Origin of the sequence: Candidatus Methanoliparum sp. LAM-1, from assembly GCF_020885915.1 — an archaeon.
Lineage (GTDB): Archaea > Halobacteriota > Methanoliparia > Methanoliparales > Methanoliparaceae > Methanoliparum > Methanoliparum thermophilum.
Genome location: NZ_AP025251.1, coordinates 186,392 through 204,635 on the forward strand (window position 1 = coordinate 186,392; position 18,244 = coordinate 204,635).

The following is an 18,244-nucleotide window of genomic DNA, read 5'->3' on the forward strand; positions in this document are numbered from 1 at the left end:
ATAAAGGTCACACTCCTTTTTTAGCATTATTGAAGATTATTTGATACCACAATTATCGGAGTTTTGTTTAAGTATATAAATATTTAATGTAAGAAAAGATTTAACTTCTTTAAGTTAATAGTTTAACATTGTTAAAATACGAGTGATATTGATGATTGAGCTGAATGAGGAGTTTTGGATTGATTTTTATCAGCAATACTACAGTATCGAGATATCTAAGATCATAGAAAATTATAAAAAAGATGATCATAGTTTAATTATCGATTACAAAGATCTACTTATTAGAAATCCTGATATAGCAGATAAATTGATTGATTCACCCTCTGAAGTTATACACTCAGCTAAAAAAGCCTTAATAAATTATGTTCAAAATATAAAAGAGACAACAGGATTAACGGATGATGAGATAGATAACTTAAATATCCGATTTATCAATATTATAAATAAGATCAATATCAGGGATATAAGAGGGACGGATATATCTAAATTTGTCTCTATTGAAGGAATCGTTAAAAAGGTTACAGAAGTTAGGCCAAAGATAATCACAGCCGTATTTAGGTGTAAACTTTGTGGTTTTACATCTGAAATTAATCAAAAGGGCAACAAATTTATAGAGATCTCGTATTGTGAGAACTGCAAAAAAAATGTGCCGTTTGAACTGATTTATGAAAAATCTCGTTTTGTCGATGCTCAAAAAATAAGATTAGAGGAATATTCAGAGAGATTGAAAAGTGGAGAACAGCCTCAAACGATAGATGTATCAGTTGATGATGATCTAGCTGGCAAAGTATTGCCAGGTGAGAGAGTTGTAATAAATGGAGTCCTTAAATCGTATCAAAAAGAGGTACACGGTATTAAAAGTCTATTTTTTGATATATATGTCGTATGTAACTCGATAGAAGTTAAAGAAAGAGATTTTGAAGAGATTAATATAAGCAAAGAGGATGAAAAAGAGATATTAGAACTTTCCAAAGATCCTTTAATAAACGAGAAGATTGCGAGATCTATAGCTCCGTCCATCTATGGATATGAGACGATAAAGAGCGCATTATCCTTGCAACTATTCTCAGGAGTGAGGAAAAATTTACCAGATGGTTCTAAAATACGTGGTGATATTCACATTCTACTTATTGGAGACCCTGGAGTTGCAAAATCTCAATTGTTGAAGTACATTACAGATTTATCTCCTAAAGGTATTTATACTAGCGGAAAAAGTGTAACATCTGCAGGATTAACGGCAACTGCAGTAAAAGACGATTTTGGAGATGGTAGATGGACTTTAGAAGCTGGAGCGTTGGTTTTGGCAGATGATGGAATTGCAGCAGTAGATGAGATGGATAAGATGCGATCAGATGAAAGGACGTCTCTACATGAAGTTATGGAACAGCAAACAGTAAGCATAGCAAAAGCCGGTATTACTGCCACGTTAAAGGCTAGATGTGCTTTATTGGGTGCTGCTAATCCAAAATTAGGACGATTTGATCCATATGAACCAATAGCGACACAGATAAACATGCCACCTACCCTACTGTCACGGTTTGATTTGATATTTATAATGACGGACAGGCCTAATAAAGAACAGGATCTTGCCATGGCCGAGCATATTTTGAGATCTCATTATGTAGGAGAGATGCAAAGGAGCAGATTTAAAGACGATGATAAAGAATTAATCGAGAATATAAAGAGGATAGAACCAGAGATACCTCCGAATTTTCTGAGAAAATATATAGCATATAGTAGGGATAATATCTTTCCGGTACTAACCAAAGAGGCGATAAACAAGATCAAGGATTTTTATACGTCTATGAGATCTGGGGGAGAAGATAGCCCAATACCGATCACTGCACGACAACTAGATGCTTTGGTTAGACTTGCTGAGGCAAGTGCCCGGATGAGGCTCTCTAATACTATCTCGGTGAAAGATGTAGATAGAGTATTAAAAATAGTCGAAGAAAGCCTGAAGCAGGTTGGTGTGGATCAAGAGACAGGAAAATTTGATATAGACGTATTAATGGTCGGAACTAGTAAAAGTCAAAGAGATAGGATATGGGTGTTAAAAAATTTGATAAAAGAATTGATGAATACCGGGGATGGCATCGCATCGGAGTTAGATCTTATGGATCGTGTTAAAGAAGAAGGATTAGATGTAGAAAAAGTAGAACGGGATCTATCTATCTTAAAAAGGGATGGAGAGATCGCGGAGATAAGACCAGGTTACTTTAAACTCGTTAATATATGAAGATAAACATATTACTTTTATTATCTTTTGTATTCATCTTAGTCTTATTAATTGTGGTTTACATATCAACAGAAAGGACTTTGACGATAGAAGGATGTGTTTTATCTATAAAATATATAGATAATGGTGCAATAATCTATCTAAAGACCGAGAAAGGAGTTGAAAAGATAATAATCAAACAGAATACGATCGAAGATATATCTATCGGAGATACACTGATAGTAAAAGGTGATATAGTTAATTTTAAGGGAGATAAAGAGATAACAGGGGAAGAGATATACAAACAAGGTTTGTAAACCACGAATCGGAGATTCGTGATAATTCAAAAGAGAAATATAATAGTATATTAACTATACTAAAAGAATTATTGAACTTGATACCAAAGGTAAACTTAAAATATGAAAAGTTTTTTATAGTAATTGGGAATAAACTCTGGTTGATCGAGGACAGATGAAACTATATTAAAAGCCTCCTAATCCTCAGACGTTTAAAATTTTGCAATAATAGATAAGATTATATGAGGGCTCGTGGTCTAGTTGGTTATGACGTCGCCTTGACACGGCGGAGTTCCGGAGTTCAAATCTCCGCGAGCCCACTGTTAGAACAGAAGATGCCCTGGTAGCTCAGTTGGGAGAGCACCAGGCTGAAGACCTGGGTGTCCCCGGTTCAAGTCCGGGCCAGGGCATTTTTTTTACTTATATCGATATCTAAAAATGATGAATAATAGGTGTTTTGTAAGCACACTGGATAAAGGACAGGATATTTTAAAAAAGTTGAAAGATGAGTCGTTGTCTCTTGATGTATTTCAGTTTTCTAAGTTGATATCTTATTTAGAAAAAGAGGGTGAGTATCTTCCTGAAAATTTTAAAAGAGATTTTATAAGAGAAAGCCTGGATCATTTTTTCAAATGCTGGATGGGGTTTAGAAATTTGGATATTCAAAACGTTTTTAATGTTTTAGATAAGGAAACAATAAGAGATTTAATCTCTTTCTTTAAGGAGACGGTATTTTATCCCTCAGATAACTTTATCCTAAAAAAGATCTTAATGATCACGGTATTATACTCTGTCATAAAAAAGATACCTATCCATCCGATAAATATCCGTTTTCCCGGTGGTAAAAAGATTTATGAACGAGATGGTTCTTACTATTGTCCTGTAAAAGATAAACATCAATACGATCCCTTTGCTCTGTGTAGATTCTGTATAGCAAAACCGGATAATTTTAAAGAATAAATCGTGTTCGAGATTTGCTAAAAATCTCAAGAAAGGCTTTAGCCGTGAGGAGTGTTATTAATATCTTTTATAATCTCTCCGTCTTGTATCTGTATAATTCTATCCGTCTGATCACTGACGTTTAAATCGTGTGTAACTATCACAAACGTGACACCTTCTATCTCATTCATCTCTCTCATAAGACGTATTATCTCACCGCCACTCTTAGAGTCTAACTCACCAGTAGGTTCGTCCGCCAATACTATCTGTGGCATATTGATAAGAGCTCTCGCTATCGCAACTTTTTGTTGTTGCCCTCCGCTAATCTGCGTAGGAAGATGATCCAATCGGTCTTCCATTCTAAAATAGCTAAGAAGGTTGATACCCCGTTCTATCATCTCGTGAGGAACGCCGGTAGGAATACGAGAAATAACAACGTTCTCTATCGCGTTGAGCGTATTAATCAAGTTAAAATCCTGGAATACAAATCCAATCTTATCTCTTCTCAATTGACATAATTCTTTCTCCTCTAAATCTTCGATATTTTCTCCATCGATCAGAACTTCTCCATAAGTAGGTTTATCGAGACCGCCTAATAAATGCAGAAGAGTGCTTTTACCAGATCCAGATGGTCCTATCACGCTCAAAAATTCACCATCTTCTATTTTTAAGTTTATATCTTTTAATCCGACCACTTCAGCATTTCCTCTTCGATATATCTTGGTTAGATTTCTCGTCTCTATCATATTTATCCTCTATCATTTTCATCCTGATTGGCTTATTTTGGCATAATTTTTAAGCATTTAATCAATTTTTGAAATTTGAATTAATATTTAAAAGCATCTACAGGGCTCATCCTAACCGCTCTTATGGATGGAATCATCCCACCGATTACACCTGCAGTACATCCTATAAGGATAGACTCTACAACCATCAATGGGGTGATCTTAACAAGTTCACTCATAGGTGGTATTATCAAATCTGAGAAGAAAAACGGTATTATTGTTTGAAATATATACGGTAGCAGGATACCAAGAATAACTCCTAATATTGATCCGATTATCGTTATTATAAGCGATTCTATAAATATTAATCTTAACACATCCGTTTTCTGCCATCCAATCGCTCTTAACGTACCTATCTCTTTTGTTCTCTCAGTGATCGATCTCATAGTTATCGCCAAGATAAAACCTATGCTTGCTAGGATGACTATAGCTATAACGATATACTCGTAAACCTTGAATTGGTTGAATTGTTCATTTATGACCGATGCAGTAAGACTATGATCGATTATATTTACTTTTCCAGGCAATTTTGTTTTTATATGCATACCAATTATGCTATTATCGATATTTTCTTCGCTAATCACTCTTAATAAGGATACTTCATTATTACCAAATCCTTTGAGATACTGTGCATCTTTTATGCTTACCACAACAGAATTATCTTGTATCGGATTTCCAGAGCTATAAATCCCTGAAATATAAAACGTACGCTGTTTATTATCACATATAACGGTTATCTTATCTCCAACATCTAATCCTGAATTTTTGGCAAGCATTTCACCTAAAATCGCTCCTCCCGATGTTGTAAAGATAGATCCTCTTGTTATCTTAGAAGGATAACCACCCATAATATATTCCAAATCTGGATCTATACCAACCAAACTGATAAGATTGGATAGATCTGAAAAATCAGTCTCTCCAATATTTATTGTTCCTATCATTCTTATCATCTGCTGCATCAGCATATCCATCTCAGGCGTAATTGTTCTCTCTATCTGTGACAAAGGTGTGACCAAATCTACATCTTCTAATTGTACTAAAGCAAATACTCTTGGAATGACATATTTTACTCCAGGTATGCTCTCTATAGTCTTAATTGCTGATCTATCTATAGTACCATAAAACATGCCGCTACTGCTATCCACCACATCTATCGCATTTTTTATGCCGGAATCGTTTGTTGCCTCCATCATAAGTTCTTCCATTCCAGCAGTCAAAGAGGAAAGACCAAAAAACAGTGCTACTGCGATCATTATGGCAAATAATAACAAAATGGATCTAAACTTACGTCCAAAAAGATTTTTATATGCAACGTTATGCATCCTTAATTTATATTCGCGTGCCATTATCTTTTAGCTCTTCGTTTATATAAATAAACTCCTAATACGGCTATTATTATCAAAATGCCAACAATAACACCTATCAACCTTGTATTATATGATGAATCATCTTCTTGAGAATATACAACGTTTAGTTCCACCTTTTCTATAATCTCGTGATCACCTAGATCATCGGTATATTTAACCTTCATATATAATGGTAGTTGTTCTGGTGCTCCGTTTACGACGAAAATTTGGAATATCACGTAACTCGAATCTTCAGCCGGTATAATTCCGGCATATGCAACATTCCACATATTACCTTCACCGGTTATATATCCGTTATCCAATATCTCTACACTGACGGATCTGGCAGCATCTCCACCACTGTTCTCGATTGTTGCAACGATAGTAATCTTATCTTCTGGCATTATAACTCTCGGATTTGTCTCGACCACGGGTATAGAAAGTTTAGCCCCTGCCATTACTAATACAGGAATGTTTTCTTCATACGATATACCTTGAGCATATATCGTTACGGGTAGAGAATAAACCCCTTTCTTTATATCATAATCTGCAAAAAGTTTTATGTTTAGCGATCTAGACTCACCAGGAAGGAGATCTCCGACATAAAACGTATTTCCGGAACCGACCGGAGAGATTAATTCTTTTGTCTTATTCAAATCTTGCTCTGTTTCATCTGTAACACCTAATATTTTTGTCAAATCTTCTGGTATTATGCTTGGTTCTGGCTGAGACGATGACATTGGGTTTATCTTTATTGATATATCATTTTTAGGATATTTTCCAACATTTTTAAGATCTATGGTTAGATTGTTTACAGACCCTGGAGTTAGTATGCCTTTAGAGACACCGATTATGTTTATACTGGGATTGTTGACTACGGGGATAGATAAAACCCCTATCGTCTCTGTCATTGGAACAATCATAAAATCCGTATATCTTGCAGTAACCTCTAAATTGTAAATTCCACTAGGCGCATCTTTATCTATGTATATCACAAAATTGGCATAAGCTTTTTCGCCCCGGTTTAGATCACCTATAAAATCTGAACTCTTCATCAAACCGATATGTTCAAATGAAGATGGTTTTTGTGAATTGGAAGGATATCCAAAAGGAGATGATCCAAAGAGAGGAGAACTTGAACTACTCTGTTTTTCAGCATATTTTAAAACGATTGTAACATCTTTTTTTTGATTATTATCGTTGATTATAGGGATTGAGATGTTTATTCTAGTATCCGGAGCTACAGGACCATTCAAGTTGCTCTCTTCTATACTTAATGCATTCGTTGTTGGTAAAGTAATTATACTTAAAATTAGAATAAGTGAGACCGTAAAGATAGAAAAAATAAATTTATTCATATTGAACCATCCAACACCTGTTTTTATAGGTATATATAATAAACTTTTTATTTTTTAGAATCAAACCTGAACGAGATTGAATAGACCCCATATTCTAATTTGCTCTCTACTTTATATCCAGATTTATAAATTATGTCTAGCATTCTTTTGTTATGAGGCAACACGCTGGCAACAAAGCCTTTTACTCCGTTTTGTCTTGCTATATCTATTAAATAATGAAATAGAATCGTTCCTATTCCCATATTTTGCCAATTATCATGGATTAACATAGCAAACTCTGCCATATCGGTAGATTGATCTACGATATACGTGCCAATAGCGACAGCTTTTTCTGTCCCGTTCTCCCAGATTGTACCTATAATATGCATCTCTTTTCTAAGATCGACATTTAGATATCTTTCAAGTCTCTCTCTTGTCATTCTGTATGGTGTAAAAAATCTTTTATATATCGTCTCCTCAGATACCGTATGGAAAAATTCTCTTAGTAATGGCTCATCAGAAGGTTTTATTACCCTAAAATAGATTTTTTGTCCATTTTTAAGTGTTACGCTCATCTCATATTTTCTTTGATCATAGATCTCGTATGTAGGATACTTTTGATCTTGAAATATGAGTAAATGTTTTTTTGCATCCTCATAAAGCTGTTTTCTAAATTTAGGGTGTGCTATACTTATCATAGACATTATACGCTCCCTTATGCTCTTCCCTCTGAGGTAGGCTATTCCCCATTCTGTTATAACATAATGAACATCACCTCTTGTGGCAGTAACACCAGATCCTTCCTGTATATGAGGTACGATTCTAGAAACTGTGCCGTTTAATGCTGTTGAGGGTAGAACGATTATAGATTTTCCATCTTTTGAAAGAGATGCACCCCTACAAAAGTCTGCATGTCCACCCAATCCTGAATAAACTCTATACCCTAAGGAGTCAGAACATGCTTGACCTGTCAAATCCACCTCAAACGCAGAATTTATAGAGACCATCTTATCATTTTTGGCTATAATAAACAAATTATTCGTATAATCTATCGGATGAAACTCGAATAATGGATTATCGTCTACAAAATCGTATAACCGCCTGCTTCCCATACAGTACGATGCGATTATCTTGCCTTTATGAATTGTTTTCTTATTATTGGTGATGATGCCCGCTTCTATCGCATTTATCAAATCATCGGTAAACATCTCTGTATGAATGCCTAAGTCTTTTCTATCTTCTAAGAACGGTATTGCTGCCCTGGCTGTAACACCCAAACCTACCTGAATGGTAGATCCATTATCAATCAACTGTGAGGCATATCTTCCTATTGTCTTTGATACGTCATCCAATTCTGGAGCCTTATATTCAAGGATGGGTGTATCATTCTCGACTAAGATATCTATATCGTCAATATGTATAAATGTATCACCCAACGTTCTCGGCATCTGTGGGTTTACCTCCGCTATAACCTTTTTTGCACACTCTGTGGCAGCTTTTGTAACATCGATAGAAACACCATAACTACAGTAGCCATGTGCATCCGGAGGAGATACCTGTATTAGGGCTAAATCAATCGGTAATCTTCCGCTTTTGAATAATCCAGGAACTTGAGACAAAAATGCAGGCGTATATTCTGCTCTTCCTTCAAAAACAGCCTGTCTTAGATTTGGAGCAATAAAAAAAGAGTTATGTCGGAGAATTTTTGTAAATTCATCACCCATAAATGTCTCCATACCTAGTGCGAGGGTGTTTAAAAATTCTGTATCGGACAACCATTTTGCACGTTCCATTAAACTTTTAACCAATAATTGTGGCTGTCCAGCACCGCTACCTATAAAAATTCTATCTCCTGGACGTGTATTCTTTACGATTATATCGGTAACTTCATCTATACTTTTAAATTTTGTTTCTTTATGCATTTTATCAACCTTCTTTATAAAAATTTAAATTTTTATTGTTTGAGTACTTTATAGCTTTTTAATATCGAATAAAACAGTAAATCTCCGATTGTCCTTTTTCTTATAGGATTTTATTATGTTTTAAAGGTTTAAACAATGGAAACCATATCAAATTAAAAAATTACCTGGTATTTAATAGATATTTTGTAAAAATATCATTTAATCGTTTTATATAACTTATCATTATATATTAACTTATCATTATATATTATTTATAAATAATACTCTTTATCCTTAAAAATACTATTTATCTTTAAAGATGAATGGGATATATACCACCAACATTAACTAACACTAACCAAGAATAAAAATAAATAGCAAAATGCTTCATGTTTGAAGATTTATCTATTTTCTTATGAGAGTATAGCAAATATCCGATTAGAGAACACCAGTACTACTTTTATCATGCCGATGCTTTATTCTTAACCGGTGTTTATGATCAATCAAGAATCCTCTATGACCAAGCAATAATCTCTATTATGTCCAAAAATATTATCCCAGATTTAAATCGATTATACCTCTAAATTTTTAAAACAGTAAATATATATGTCCCAGATATTTTCAATAATAAACTATATAAATATACTTCCCAATTAACCTTTCTAAATAACGTAATTAAAAATAAGAGGAGATCTTTAAGATTGAGAGGGATACCTATAGTTTTAACTGCAGATATCGCTTTAATGAGCGATTATAATGATTCTTCGGTTTTTAGATTTATGTCTGCGTTACCATATAACTATATGCCTGAATGGTTAGCCGATAGACTATTTCCTACTAAGAGCGATGATAAGGGAAGGATGCTCACCGCTCAATACGGATTATGCAAGGTAGAAGCATCCCTACTAGAGAATGGCTTTACAAGGGATGATCTCATAATAGCAGACCCACGCAAATTAGATAAGGTTATAGGAAGAGATACAAAATGAGATACCTATAATACACACTCCTTAGAGAGGCGGAATCGTAGAGAACAGATTTTTTACCTGTTCATCCGTTTTACATGCACCAGATTTGGTTAAAGAGGTCTCGTATGAATTTAGTACGGATATAAACAAAAAAGTAATAGAGATAGGCATAGAGACAGGTTCTCCTAATATTATCAAAAGATATAATGGCTGGAAAACCAAAACCTTTTGATGCAGAAGGTTGGCAGGATTTAGTAGAAGAATCCACCGGGATACTCAACGCTAATGGATGGACATATGCGAAACGATGATAACAGGATTTCCAGAAGAGAAGGATGATGATGTTATAAAGAGTCTCGAATTAGTAGAAAAATTGGCTAAATATGATTGTTTCCTCTTTGTACTGCCTTTCGTGTTGATGGGGGACTAAGAAAGATTGGTTCTATCCTGGTTGATGATTATTTAAACGATCCTTTTAGGATGGAATTGATAAAAAAAGGATTAATTAAAACTGCAGAGACCGCGTTTAGAGTAAGAAAAGACCTTTCTAAGCATCTACCGCCGACGAAAAAGATGTTGTTAAATGGATTATTATTCTTTGTATCTAACTTTGTCAAATATAAACTCTCTAAATCTTTCTGAATGATGTTATGCTATTTAAGATTTCTATTAATTTCTAATCTTATATTTTATATAATACAAATAAATATAATAACAAATCATATTGTATAATCGATAAATTTATAAATTGTAAAAATAAATACCTTGATGGAGGGATAATAAAAAGGGGATGGTGTATTTTTATCGATTAAAGAGACCTTGTTCAAAGAAAAATAGAGAAAGTTTATATAGAAAAAGCATAAAAGAATTTATGGAGGTAAGAAAGGATAATAACAGGAGGAGAAAACTATGAGCAATGTTAAAAAGATGCCACTAATTATGGCGATGATATTGGTAATGTCGGTATTTGTGAGCGCACCGTTTATTGCCATGGCAGAAAACAATAAAAACGTAAAAACCTATGTGATAAGCGAGCAGGTAACATTTGATTATGATGTAACAATTACCGGTGTATATGATAAAGTAAATGGATCTGTTATCAAGGAATACAAGGCAGAAGTTGCTGCTGGGGAAGAATGGGATACTTCTAATTTAAAGTCAGGATATTACCATGTTGTAGAAAAAGTTGGATTTATTGATAGATTGTTAGGAAGGTACGACGATTTCTGGGTACAACTGAAAGAAGTAAAAGAGGTTGTTCCAGTATATGGAGATGAGCCTGCTGTTTATGGAGCAAGAGAGGGAGCACCTGTCAGTACGGCGGCTAACGTCCGAGTAGAAAGTGTTTCTAACGCTATAGAAGGTATGGACGAGTATGCATTGGGAGATACGATAATAGTTAAAGGAACTGTGGAAGGAATTTCTGATGGTACGCCGATAAGGTTCTTACTTAAAGGCACATACTTATCAGAGATTTCAGATGTACAACTGGGAGTTGCACCCTCAAGAGTCACTGGTGGACAATTCGAGTTTACTATCGATACATCTAAAAGGGTTGATTTCTTAAGGTCTAATCTCTACCCAGATGTATATACAATGATAGTCTATGCTGATCAGGGGTTGCCAGGATACCAGAAGAGCGATTCAAGCGATATAGTGACGATTAACTTGAAGATGCCAACAGTCACGTTCGAGCTTGAAAATAATACCGTAACTACCATTGGAGATATAAGAATAAAAGGTGAGACCACAGGTAACCCAGATTCTGTGATGGTTTGGTTGGTAAACGAATCTGCAAAAACTGCTGCTGTTGTCAAAGTACCGGTCGAGAACAACACGTTTGAGGCCGAACTGAGCGCGAATGATTTTTCACCGTGGTTTAGTGATAGAGGATTGATAGATCCTAAAGACAAATTTACTCCTGCAACCGATTACGTAATACTAGTCGTTCATCCAGGAGTGGACGGATATGCTTATCCATCTTCTGCTGCAACACCGGAATATGTAGGCGGCAGTTTAATCATCAATGGTAGACTAATTGCTAATGATTATACGAAATTTGTATCATCGGTGAAGGGAGACGATATAGTTGCTACCCAGCCGCTCAACATAGAGCTTCCGTATATGGAGCTGGATGTACCTAACGTAATAGCCGGTGAGGATATAGCCGTCAACGGTACTACAAACCTGGCTAACGAGACGGTTGTATTAGTAGAGATACCTGCGATGGGGCTGATAAAAAACACAAAAGTTGAAAATGGCCAATTTAAGGTGGTCTTCCCTGATGCTAATATTCCTGCCCCGATCAAAGAGAGAGGTTTAGCCGGAACGTATAGCGTAACGGCCAGAGACATCGATAACATATCCTACGCTCAAGCAGATTTCGAGATTCTTCTTGAAGAACCAGTTGCACCACCAGAACTAGTTGCACCACCAGAACTAGTTGCACCACCAGAACCAGTTGCTGAAGAGGAAACACCAGGATTTGGCATTTTCGTAGCAATAGCCGGTCTATTTGCAGTTGCCTATTTAGTGGTCAGAAAAAGATAAACACAAAAATATAAAAAATTAAAATTATGTTATTTTTATTTTTATTTTATTTTATTCAATAAATCATACTGTTTTTGAATATTCATCTCAATGAGCTTGATAAATATCTCTCTTATCGTATCTTCATCCAGATTGTAATTGTTGGCCAACTCTGTAACTCTTTCTAGCACAATTTTGCTCTGTCTTTCATCGTTGATCTCAAGATTAGCCTTTTTTTTTGCTTTTAACACCTTTTCAGCAAGATTAACCCTCTCTACTATCAATTGGATGATTGCATCGTCTATCTTTTTAATCTCTTCTCTTACATCATCTATCGATGGTGTATCTTCTTCTTTAATCAATGATCTTTGCCCCCTTATTATTAATTTTTGTCGAGATAATCTGTCCATCAAACTCCTTCCATTTATCCATCAATTCTGACATATCGTCTTGGTCTACCCATGCAACATAGGCGCTTCCTGTCCCTGATAAAGTAACACCGTTTATACCAATAGAAAGAGCTGATATAATAGGACGTTGATCTAATTTCCATATAAACGTATATAAAATACCGTTTAATGTCATAGCCTCTTCGAATACATCTTGCATCGCCAAGTTATATGCCAATTTTACAAAATAGGTGATATATCTTGTAGAATCAATGTCTATATCGATAGTATATATCGACTCGTCAGGGACCAGTATCAATACGTTCCTATCTAAAACAAGCCTCTTGGTTATCTCTCTTTTATAATTTTCTGTCAGAACGATACCTCCCAAATAAGATGCACATGCGTCATCAAAAGCTCCTGTTATTGTCACTCTCGATAAAAGAGATGCGTCTACACCTATATCGATTATGCTCTTATCATCCAACATCTCATCGTCGTCTATATATCCACCTTTTTTTAATGCCGACAAAGTGGCGAGAACGGTCGCGTTTGATGCTGCGCTGCTGCTCTTTAATCCCTTTGCCATAGGTATATTGCTTTTAGTCTTAACATACGCACCAAAATCATAATTAAATCGATCTAATACTAATTTTACACAGTTTTTGATAAGGGTAGTATCGCCGCCTCCTTCAATCTCTCCATTGATCCTTTTAAAATCTCTTCCTATCTCTACAGTCGCTTCTGTAAACAGGTCTATTGCAAAAGCACCACCAAATCCTGTAGATATTGCATTTATAATAGTTCCTGCACCACAAGCCCTGGCAGTCCCCTTCATTAAATACCTCCTTTTTCGATCTTATTAGCTAAAAGCATATGGTCTACAATGACGATAGAGACCATACTCTCTGCAACGGGACATATTCTTGGACATATACAAGGATCATGCCTTCCTTTGATTGCAATATTTGTCTCTCTCATCTTTGATATATCAACAGTCTTTTGTGGTTTAGATATAGACGGGGTTGGTTTGACAACAATTCTGCACACGATATCGTCACCTGTTGAGATGCCTCCCAGTATCCCTCCCGAATTATTCGATCTGGTCTTTATATCTCCGTTTTCTAAAAAGAACTCATCGTTTACCATGCTTCCTAATTTGTCTTTATAATTAAACCCTAAACCAATCTCAACGCCTTTAACTGCCCCTATGCTCATCAAAGATTTTGCCAGATCGGCGTCTAATTTATCAAATACCGGCTCGCCCAATCCAGGAGGAGCACCTCTACATATTATTTCTACAATCCCCCCCACGCTATCCCCTTTATCTTTAGCATCGTTTATCACATCCGTCATGGATATTGCAGCATCGAGATCTGCACATCTGACAGAGTTTTTCTCGATATTGCTCTTTATATCCTGAAAACTCATCGGTCTTGCCTTTATTTTACCTATCTGTACAACATGTGCCACAACTTCAACTCCATTCATAAGAAGGATCTTCTTTGCTATTGATCCAGCAATCACTCTTGCCACAGTCTCTCTGCCAGATGATCTTCCTCCACCCCGATAGTCTCTGATCCCATACTTCTTCCAATACGTGTAATCGGCATGACCTGGCCTTAATATATCTTTTATATCGTCGTAATTTTCAGAGACGATATCTTCATTCTTCACGATGACAGATATCGGCATCCCTGTTGTCTTTCCATCAAATATCCCTGAGAGTATGAGGGGCTCATCTTTCTCTCTTCTTTGGGAGGATAACTTGCTCCTTCCTGGTCGTCTCTTGTTCAGTTCGTTCTGAATATCCTCTTTTGTCAGTGATAATCCTGCTGGACAGCCGTCTATAACCACACCAACAGCATATCCGTGAGACTCACCCCAACTGGTAACTTTAAAAAGATTGCCAAACGTGTTACCCATCTAAGTTACAACCTCCATACGTGTTCCTATCTTTTTTAGATCATCGAAAAAATGAGGATACGATACATCGACACATTCTACATTTTTGATGATGCTTGGTCTGTCTGCCAATAATGCTGCAATAGATAACGCCATAGCAAGTCTATGGTCACCATAACTCTCTAATACGGCACCTTTTAAGTTAGATTGTCCTATTATAGCTCCATCTCTTTTTTCAATTATTTTTGCACCCATCTTTCTAAGCTCTTTAGATATTTTAGATATTCTATCGCTCTCTTTGTACCTTAAATGTTGTGCATTGAAGAGTTCACTAACACCATCACATCTTGTTGCTAAGACAGCAAGGGTTGGAAACAAGTCTGGTGTATCTCCTATATCCATTTTAAAACTTTTTAATCTTGCAAACTTTTTATCTGTAGATGAGACTCTTATACGTCCTTCATTCTTATTCCATTCTATCTGTGCTCCTATATTCTTTAATATATCTAATATGATCTTATCCCCCTGTGCAGAATCTTTCAATCCGGTCATTACAAGGTTGAGACCTATAAGGGATGATGCAACCAAGAAGTAAGACGCTGATGAAAAATCTCCTGGTATTGAAAAACTTTTTAAATTGAACACCTGGTTTGATGGGATAAAATAACCATATTCGTTCCTGATGATTCTTCCTCCTGCTTCTCGAATAACTTCCAATGTCATATCGATGTATGGTCTTGATTTAACCTCTTTTAGACAGAGAGTTGTATCTTCTTTTGCAAACGGTGTAGATAGTAACAATGCCGATATAAACTGAGAACTCATAGATCCGTTTATCACTGTTTTACCTCCTTTTAATCGTCCGCATACATCTATAGGTGCTTTACCATCGTTAGAGAAAATTTTAGCACCGAGGTCTTCTAATGCGTTCAAAAGCGGAGTATTAGGTCTATTTAGTAAAGAATCATCCCCTGTCAATCTTACACATCCTTCGCATAATGCAGATATTGCCGTAAAAAAGCGAAGTGTAGTGCCTGAATTTTTTACATCTATCAATACGGGAGATTTTATCCTTTTTGATCCATCAAAACCGTATATCTCGAGATCTCTTTTATTGATTTTTAAATCCGCACCAAACTGCCTGCAAGCACTGATTGTCGCGTTAGTATCTTCTGAAATAAGCGGATTTAATATTTTTGAACTATTTTTAGATAATGCAGCAACAGTTATTGCTCTATGAGTATAACTCTTGGATGGTGGTGCGCTTATGTTTGAATCTTTGAACTTTGATAGGTTGGGATATATCTTGATATCCATTATCTCACCATTGTCAATCTATAACATTCGATCTTAATTATAATCTTTTGTTTTACCACCTTTAGGATTATCTTTATGAATAAGATATTAAATTTTTTTATTCATCTAAAAAATTGAAGAAGGGGATCGATCAAATTGAAGATATTATTATTAGAATATGCCACTTTGACAGAGGATCCAAAGATAATGAATGAAGGATATACGATGTTAAAAACATTAAGTGATAGTTTTTATTCCATAAATCAGGATATTTATTATTTATCTAAGAAAGGAAAAATAGACGGGATTAAAGGGAGACCCATCGATGTAAAAGGGGATTATTTTGACTTTTTGGAAAGGATAGCCGGTAAGTATGATGCCGCATTGGTTATTGCACCTGAAAAAGATAATATTCTTTATTTTCTAACCTCTATAATAGAAGACTCAACGATCAATCTTGGATCGCCTCCTGATGCGATAAAACTCTGTTCTGATAAATTAATTACGACGAACATCTTGATGGATAGAAAAATCAAGGCACCATGTATATTAGATCATGAAAAAGTATACGATATTAAGACTAAATTTATCCTAAAACCGCGGTTTGGCTGCGGATCGGAAGGCGTAAAATTGGTTGATAACGATGGTTATTTATCAGAAAATATAAAAGAAGATAGTATCTTGATGGAGTATATAGAAGGAAGACATATAAGTTCAAGTCTGATTATGGGCGAGGAAAGATCACTATTCTTAACCTTGAACGAACAATTGATCCGTTTTAATAAAGAAGTAACGTATTTGGGAGGAATGGTTCCATATAAGACATCAAAAAGAGAATGGGATACAATAATGAGATTATCTAAAGATGTGGCAGAGATTATGGGATGCAAGGGCTATCTTGGGATAGATTTTGTAATCTCGAATAATTCAAACGAGCCGTATGTGGTTGATATCAATCCGAGACCTACTACATCTATACTAGGTATAAACCATGTTATAGATTATGAGCTTGCATATTTATTAATGAATAATAAATTTGATCCTACCATGCTTCCATCTAGCGTCAAGATTAATGGGGTATACAAATTTCTGTTAGAGGTTTAAATTGATTCTAGGACTAGATATCGGTGGAGCAAATACAAAAGCATCGTCTTCGGATGGATGTTATACAAAATCTGTCTACCTTCCTATCTGGAAAGATTTCAGACTGGAAGCTGTATTAAGTAAGATAAGAGAAGATTATCCCAACGTAGAAAAAGTCGCCGTTGTTATGACAGGAGAGGGGGCAGATAGTTTTTCAGAGAAAAGATTCGGCATACGTTACATCCAACAAAGAGTAGAATCGATCTTCGATGATGTTTATTATTTCAGTATAGATGGAACTTTTGAGAGAGAAATAACGGATGAAAAGAAGTTTTTTTCTGCTAACTGGATAGCATCTGTGATTAAACTTATGGATTTTGATAAGAGTTTTCTATTTATAGATATGGGCAGTACTACCACGGATATAATCCCAGTGATTAATGGTAGAATATGTTCAGAGAGAACAGATTTTGCTCGGTTGTTAGATGGTACATTGGTCTATATTGGATCTTTAAGAACAAATGTCTCTACTATGGTCGAGAAAGTTCGAATTTTAAGCAGAAATAGATACTGTCCTATTGCCAAAGAACAATACGCTCAGATGGCTGATGTTTACAATATATTGGGTGATATAAACGAGGAAAATTACACATGTGAGACTCCTGATGGCAAAGGGAAATCTATTGAAGACTCTAAAAAAAGATTGGCTCGTATAGTTTGTTGTGATCATGATGATTTGACAAACGAGGAGCTAATAAATATAGCAGAAGAGATCAAGATGGTAGAGATTAAGATGCTTTTTGATACGATAACAAAATTTTTAAATAAGACTGACAAGATAAAAAAGATTTTTGTAGCCGGATCGGGAGAATTTGTTGTAAGAGAAGCATTAAAAAGGATTAATGGTCTGTACGATATAAATTATCTATCCGATCTCTTTGGAACTGAAATATCTTCTATTTTTCCAGCGTTTTCCGTTGGAAGTTTATTAGATAGATGTCTGAGATATAATAACCTGCACTACTATGGTAATGTTTTTAAATAAGGTACCATTGAATATTAAAACAAAAATTTATATATTTAATTAGAAGATATTATAGAGAAGGGGGCTGTGGCCTAGTCCGGAAGGGCGGCGGGCTCCAGCGGTATGATGAAAAAGGTCTCTGATCTCATTATGATGACCTGTCGGGGAGACCCGCCGATCGTGCGTTCGAATCGCACCAGCCCCATCTTAATGATAAGTTTTTTATGC

General features: G+C 35.5%; 17 protein-coding genes and 3 tRNA genes. 12 read left to right on the top strand and 8 right to left on the bottom strand.

Annotated elements, in window-relative coordinates; all coding sequences use genetic code 11:
• Positions 1-151: 151 nt before the first annotated feature.
• From LPC15_RS01060 to LPC15_RS01080, 5 genes are all read left to right on the top strand, one after another.
• Positions 152-2,239 carry a minichromosome maintenance protein MCM gene (locus LPC15_RS01060; protein ID WP_229234858.1) on the top strand — a complete coding sequence of 696 codons (2,088 nt, stop codon included), beginning with the start codon at positions 152-154 and terminating at the stop codon, positions 2,237-2,239.
• Positions 2,236-2,535 carry a hypothetical protein gene (locus LPC15_RS01065; protein ID WP_229234859.1) on the top strand — a complete coding sequence of 100 codons (300 nt, stop codon included), beginning with the start codon at positions 2,236-2,238 and terminating at the stop codon, positions 2,533-2,535. The genes LPC15_RS01060 and LPC15_RS01065 overlap by 4 nt, the downstream gene beginning before the upstream one ends.
• Positions 2,536-2,760: 225 nt before the next feature.
• A tRNA-Val gene (locus tag LPC15_RS01070) sits at positions 2,761-2,834 on the top strand.
• Between the two features lie 17 nt (positions 2,835-2,851).
• A tRNA-Phe gene (locus LPC15_RS01075) sits at positions 2,852-2,924 on the top strand.
• Between the two features lie 28 nt (positions 2,925-2,952).
• Positions 2,953-3,474 carry a DUF2115 family protein gene (locus LPC15_RS01080; protein ID WP_229234860.1) on the top strand — a complete coding sequence of 174 codons (522 nt, stop codon included), beginning with the start codon at positions 2,953-2,955 and terminating at the stop codon, positions 3,472-3,474.
• 38 nt (positions 3,475-3,512) lie between these two features.
• On the opposite strand, the gene LPC15_RS01085 is transcribed toward LPC15_RS01080, so the two are convergent.
• The 4 genes from LPC15_RS01085 to LPC15_RS01100 form a co-directional block, all read right to left on the bottom strand.
• The gene (locus tag LPC15_RS01085) at positions 3,513-4,199 is read right to left on the bottom strand and encodes an ABC transporter ATP-binding protein (protein WP_229234861.1); all 687 of its coding nucleotides are present in this window, start codon (positions 4,197-4,199) and stop codon (positions 3,513-3,515) included.
• 80 nt (positions 4,200-4,279) lie between these two features.
• The gene (locus LPC15_RS01090) at positions 4,280-5,584 is read right to left on the bottom strand and encodes an ABC transporter permease (protein WP_229234862.1); all 1,305 of its coding nucleotides are present in this window, start codon (positions 5,582-5,584) and stop codon (positions 4,280-4,282) included.
• Positions 5,584-6,942: a COG1361 S-layer family protein gene (locus LPC15_RS01095; RefSeq protein WP_229234863.1), complete on the bottom strand. Its 1,359-nt coding sequence runs from the start codon at positions 6,940-6,942 to the stop codon at positions 5,584-5,586. Before LPC15_RS01095 ends, LPC15_RS01090 begins: the two co-directional genes overlap by 1 nt.
• 47 nt (positions 6,943-6,989) lie before the next feature.
• Complete coding sequence (locus LPC15_RS01100; RefSeq protein WP_229234864.1) at positions 6,990-8,843, bottom strand: bifunctional acetyl-CoA hydrolase/transferase family protein/GNAT family N-acetyltransferase; 1,854 nt, start codon at positions 8,841-8,843, stop codon at positions 6,990-6,992.
• Positions 8,844-9,523: 680 nt separating this feature from the next.
• On the opposite strand from LPC15_RS01100, the gene LPC15_RS01105 reads away from it, so the two are divergent.
• From LPC15_RS01105 to LPC15_RS01115, 4 genes are all read left to right on the top strand, one after another.
• The gene (locus LPC15_RS01105) at positions 9,524-9,811 is read left to right on the top strand and encodes a hypothetical protein (protein WP_229234865.1); all 288 of its coding nucleotides are present in this window, start codon (positions 9,524-9,526) and stop codon (positions 9,809-9,811) included.
• Between the two features lie 286 nt (positions 9,812-10,097).
• Entirely contained in the window at positions 10,098-10,220 is a 123-nt protein-coding gene (locus LPC15_RS06890) for a hypothetical protein (protein ID WP_267496952.1), read from the top strand.
• A gap of 50 nt (positions 10,221-10,270) precedes the next feature.
• On the top strand, positions 10,271-10,432 hold the full coding sequence (locus tag LPC15_RS01110) for a hypothetical protein (protein WP_229234866.1): 162 nt from the start codon (positions 10,271-10,273) through the stop codon (positions 10,430-10,432).
• A gap of 267 nt (positions 10,433-10,699) precedes the next feature.
• Positions 10,700-12,340: a PGF-CTERM sorting domain-containing protein gene (locus LPC15_RS01115; RefSeq protein ID WP_229234867.1), complete on the top strand. Its 1,641-nt coding sequence runs from the start codon at positions 10,700-10,702 to the stop codon at positions 12,338-12,340.
• A gap of 41 nt (positions 12,341-12,381) precedes the next feature.
• On the opposite strand, the gene LPC15_RS01120 is transcribed toward LPC15_RS01115, so the two are convergent.
• Genes LPC15_RS01120 through aroA form a run of 4 tightly spaced genes read right to left on the bottom strand, consistent with a single transcriptional unit; the run spans position 12,382 to position 15,930 of the window.
• Entirely contained in the window at positions 12,382-12,681 is a 300-nt protein-coding gene (locus LPC15_RS01120) for a chorismate mutase (protein ID WP_229234868.1), read from the bottom strand.
• Positions 12,674-13,546 (bottom strand): shikimate kinase, encoded by an 873-nt coding sequence (locus tag LPC15_RS01125; RefSeq protein WP_229234870.1) that lies wholly within the window; start codon positions 13,544-13,546, stop codon positions 12,674-12,676. Before LPC15_RS01125 ends, LPC15_RS01120 begins: the two co-directional genes overlap by 8 nt.
• On the bottom strand, positions 13,546-14,634 hold the full coding sequence (aroC, locus tag LPC15_RS01130) for a chorismate synthase (protein WP_229234871.1): 1,089 nt from the start codon (positions 14,632-14,634) through the stop codon (positions 13,546-13,548). The genes LPC15_RS01125 and aroC overlap by 1 nt, the downstream gene beginning before the upstream one ends.
• Complete coding sequence (gene aroA / locus LPC15_RS01135) at positions 14,635-15,930, bottom strand: 3-phosphoshikimate 1-carboxyvinyltransferase (RefSeq protein ID WP_229234872.1); 1,296 nt, start codon at positions 15,928-15,930, stop codon at positions 14,635-14,637.
• 135 nt (positions 15,931-16,065) lie between these two features.
• Here aroA and LPC15_RS01140 point away from each other — a divergent pair, with 135 nt between their 5' ends.
• The 3 genes from LPC15_RS01140 to LPC15_RS01150 all read left to right on the top strand — a co-directional run bounded on the left by LPC15_RS01140 (position 16,066) and on the right by LPC15_RS01150 (position 18,221).
• Positions 16,066-17,013, top strand: a complete 948-nt coding sequence (locus LPC15_RS01140) for an ATP-grasp domain-containing protein (protein WP_229234873.1) — start codon at positions 16,066-16,068, stop codon at positions 17,011-17,013.
• Position 17,014: 1 nt separating this feature from the next.
• Positions 17,015-18,037, top strand: coding sequence for a hydantoinase/oxoprolinase family protein (locus tag LPC15_RS01145; protein WP_229234874.1), 1,023 nt, complete (start codon positions 17,015-17,017; stop codon positions 18,035-18,037).
• A gap of 60 nt (positions 18,038-18,097) precedes the next feature.
• A tRNA-Trp gene (locus tag LPC15_RS01150) sits at positions 18,098-18,221 on the top strand.
• The last annotated feature ends 23 nt before the right edge of the window (positions 18,222-18,244 follow it).

Excerpts from the sequence above, each read along its gene's own strand:
- LPC15_RS01065 (WP_229234859.1), top strand. The coding sequence starts at position 2,236 with ATGAAGATAAACATATTACTTTTATTATCTTTTGTATTCATCTTAGTC.
- LPC15_RS01100 (WP_229234864.1), bottom strand. The coding sequence starts at position 8,843 with ATGCATAAAGAAACAAAATTTAAAAGTATAGATGAAGTTACCGATATA.
- aroA (WP_229234872.1), bottom strand. The coding sequence starts at position 15,930 with ATGGATATCAAGATATATCCCAACCTATCAAAGTTCAAAGATTCAAAC.
- LPC15_RS01080 (WP_229234860.1), top strand. The coding sequence starts at position 2,953 with ATGATGAATAATAGGTGTTTTGTAAGCACACTGGATAAAGGACAGGAT.
- LPC15_RS01060 (WP_229234858.1), top strand. The coding sequence starts at position 152 with ATGATTGAGCTGAATGAGGAGTTTTGGATTGATTTTTATCAGCAATAC.
- aroC (WP_229234871.1), bottom strand. The coding sequence starts at position 14,634 with ATGGGTAACACGTTTGGCAATCTTTTTAAAGTTACCAGTTGGGGTGAG.
- LPC15_RS06890 (WP_267496952.1), top strand. The coding sequence starts at position 10,098 with ATGATAACAGGATTTCCAGAAGAGAAGGATGATGATGTTATAAAGAGT.
- LPC15_RS01110 (WP_229234866.1), top strand. The coding sequence starts at position 10,271 with ATGGAATTGATAAAAAAAGGATTAATTAAAACTGCAGAGACCGCGTTT.
- LPC15_RS01095 (WP_229234863.1), bottom strand. The coding sequence starts at position 6,942 with ATGAATAAATTTATTTTTTCTATCTTTACGGTCTCACTTATTCTAATT.
- LPC15_RS01125 (WP_229234870.1), bottom strand. The coding sequence starts at position 13,546 with ATGAAGGGGACTGCCAGGGCTTGTGGTGCAGGAACTATTATAAATGCA.
- LPC15_RS01085 (WP_229234861.1), bottom strand. The coding sequence starts at position 4,199 with ATGATAGAGACGAGAAATCTAACCAAGATATATCGAAGAGGAAATGCT.
- LPC15_RS01090 (WP_229234862.1), bottom strand. The coding sequence starts at position 5,584 with ATGGCACGCGAATATAAATTAAGGATGCATAACGTTGCATATAAAAAT.
- LPC15_RS01115 (WP_229234867.1), top strand. The coding sequence starts at position 10,700 with ATGAGCAATGTTAAAAAGATGCCACTAATTATGGCGATGATATTGGTA.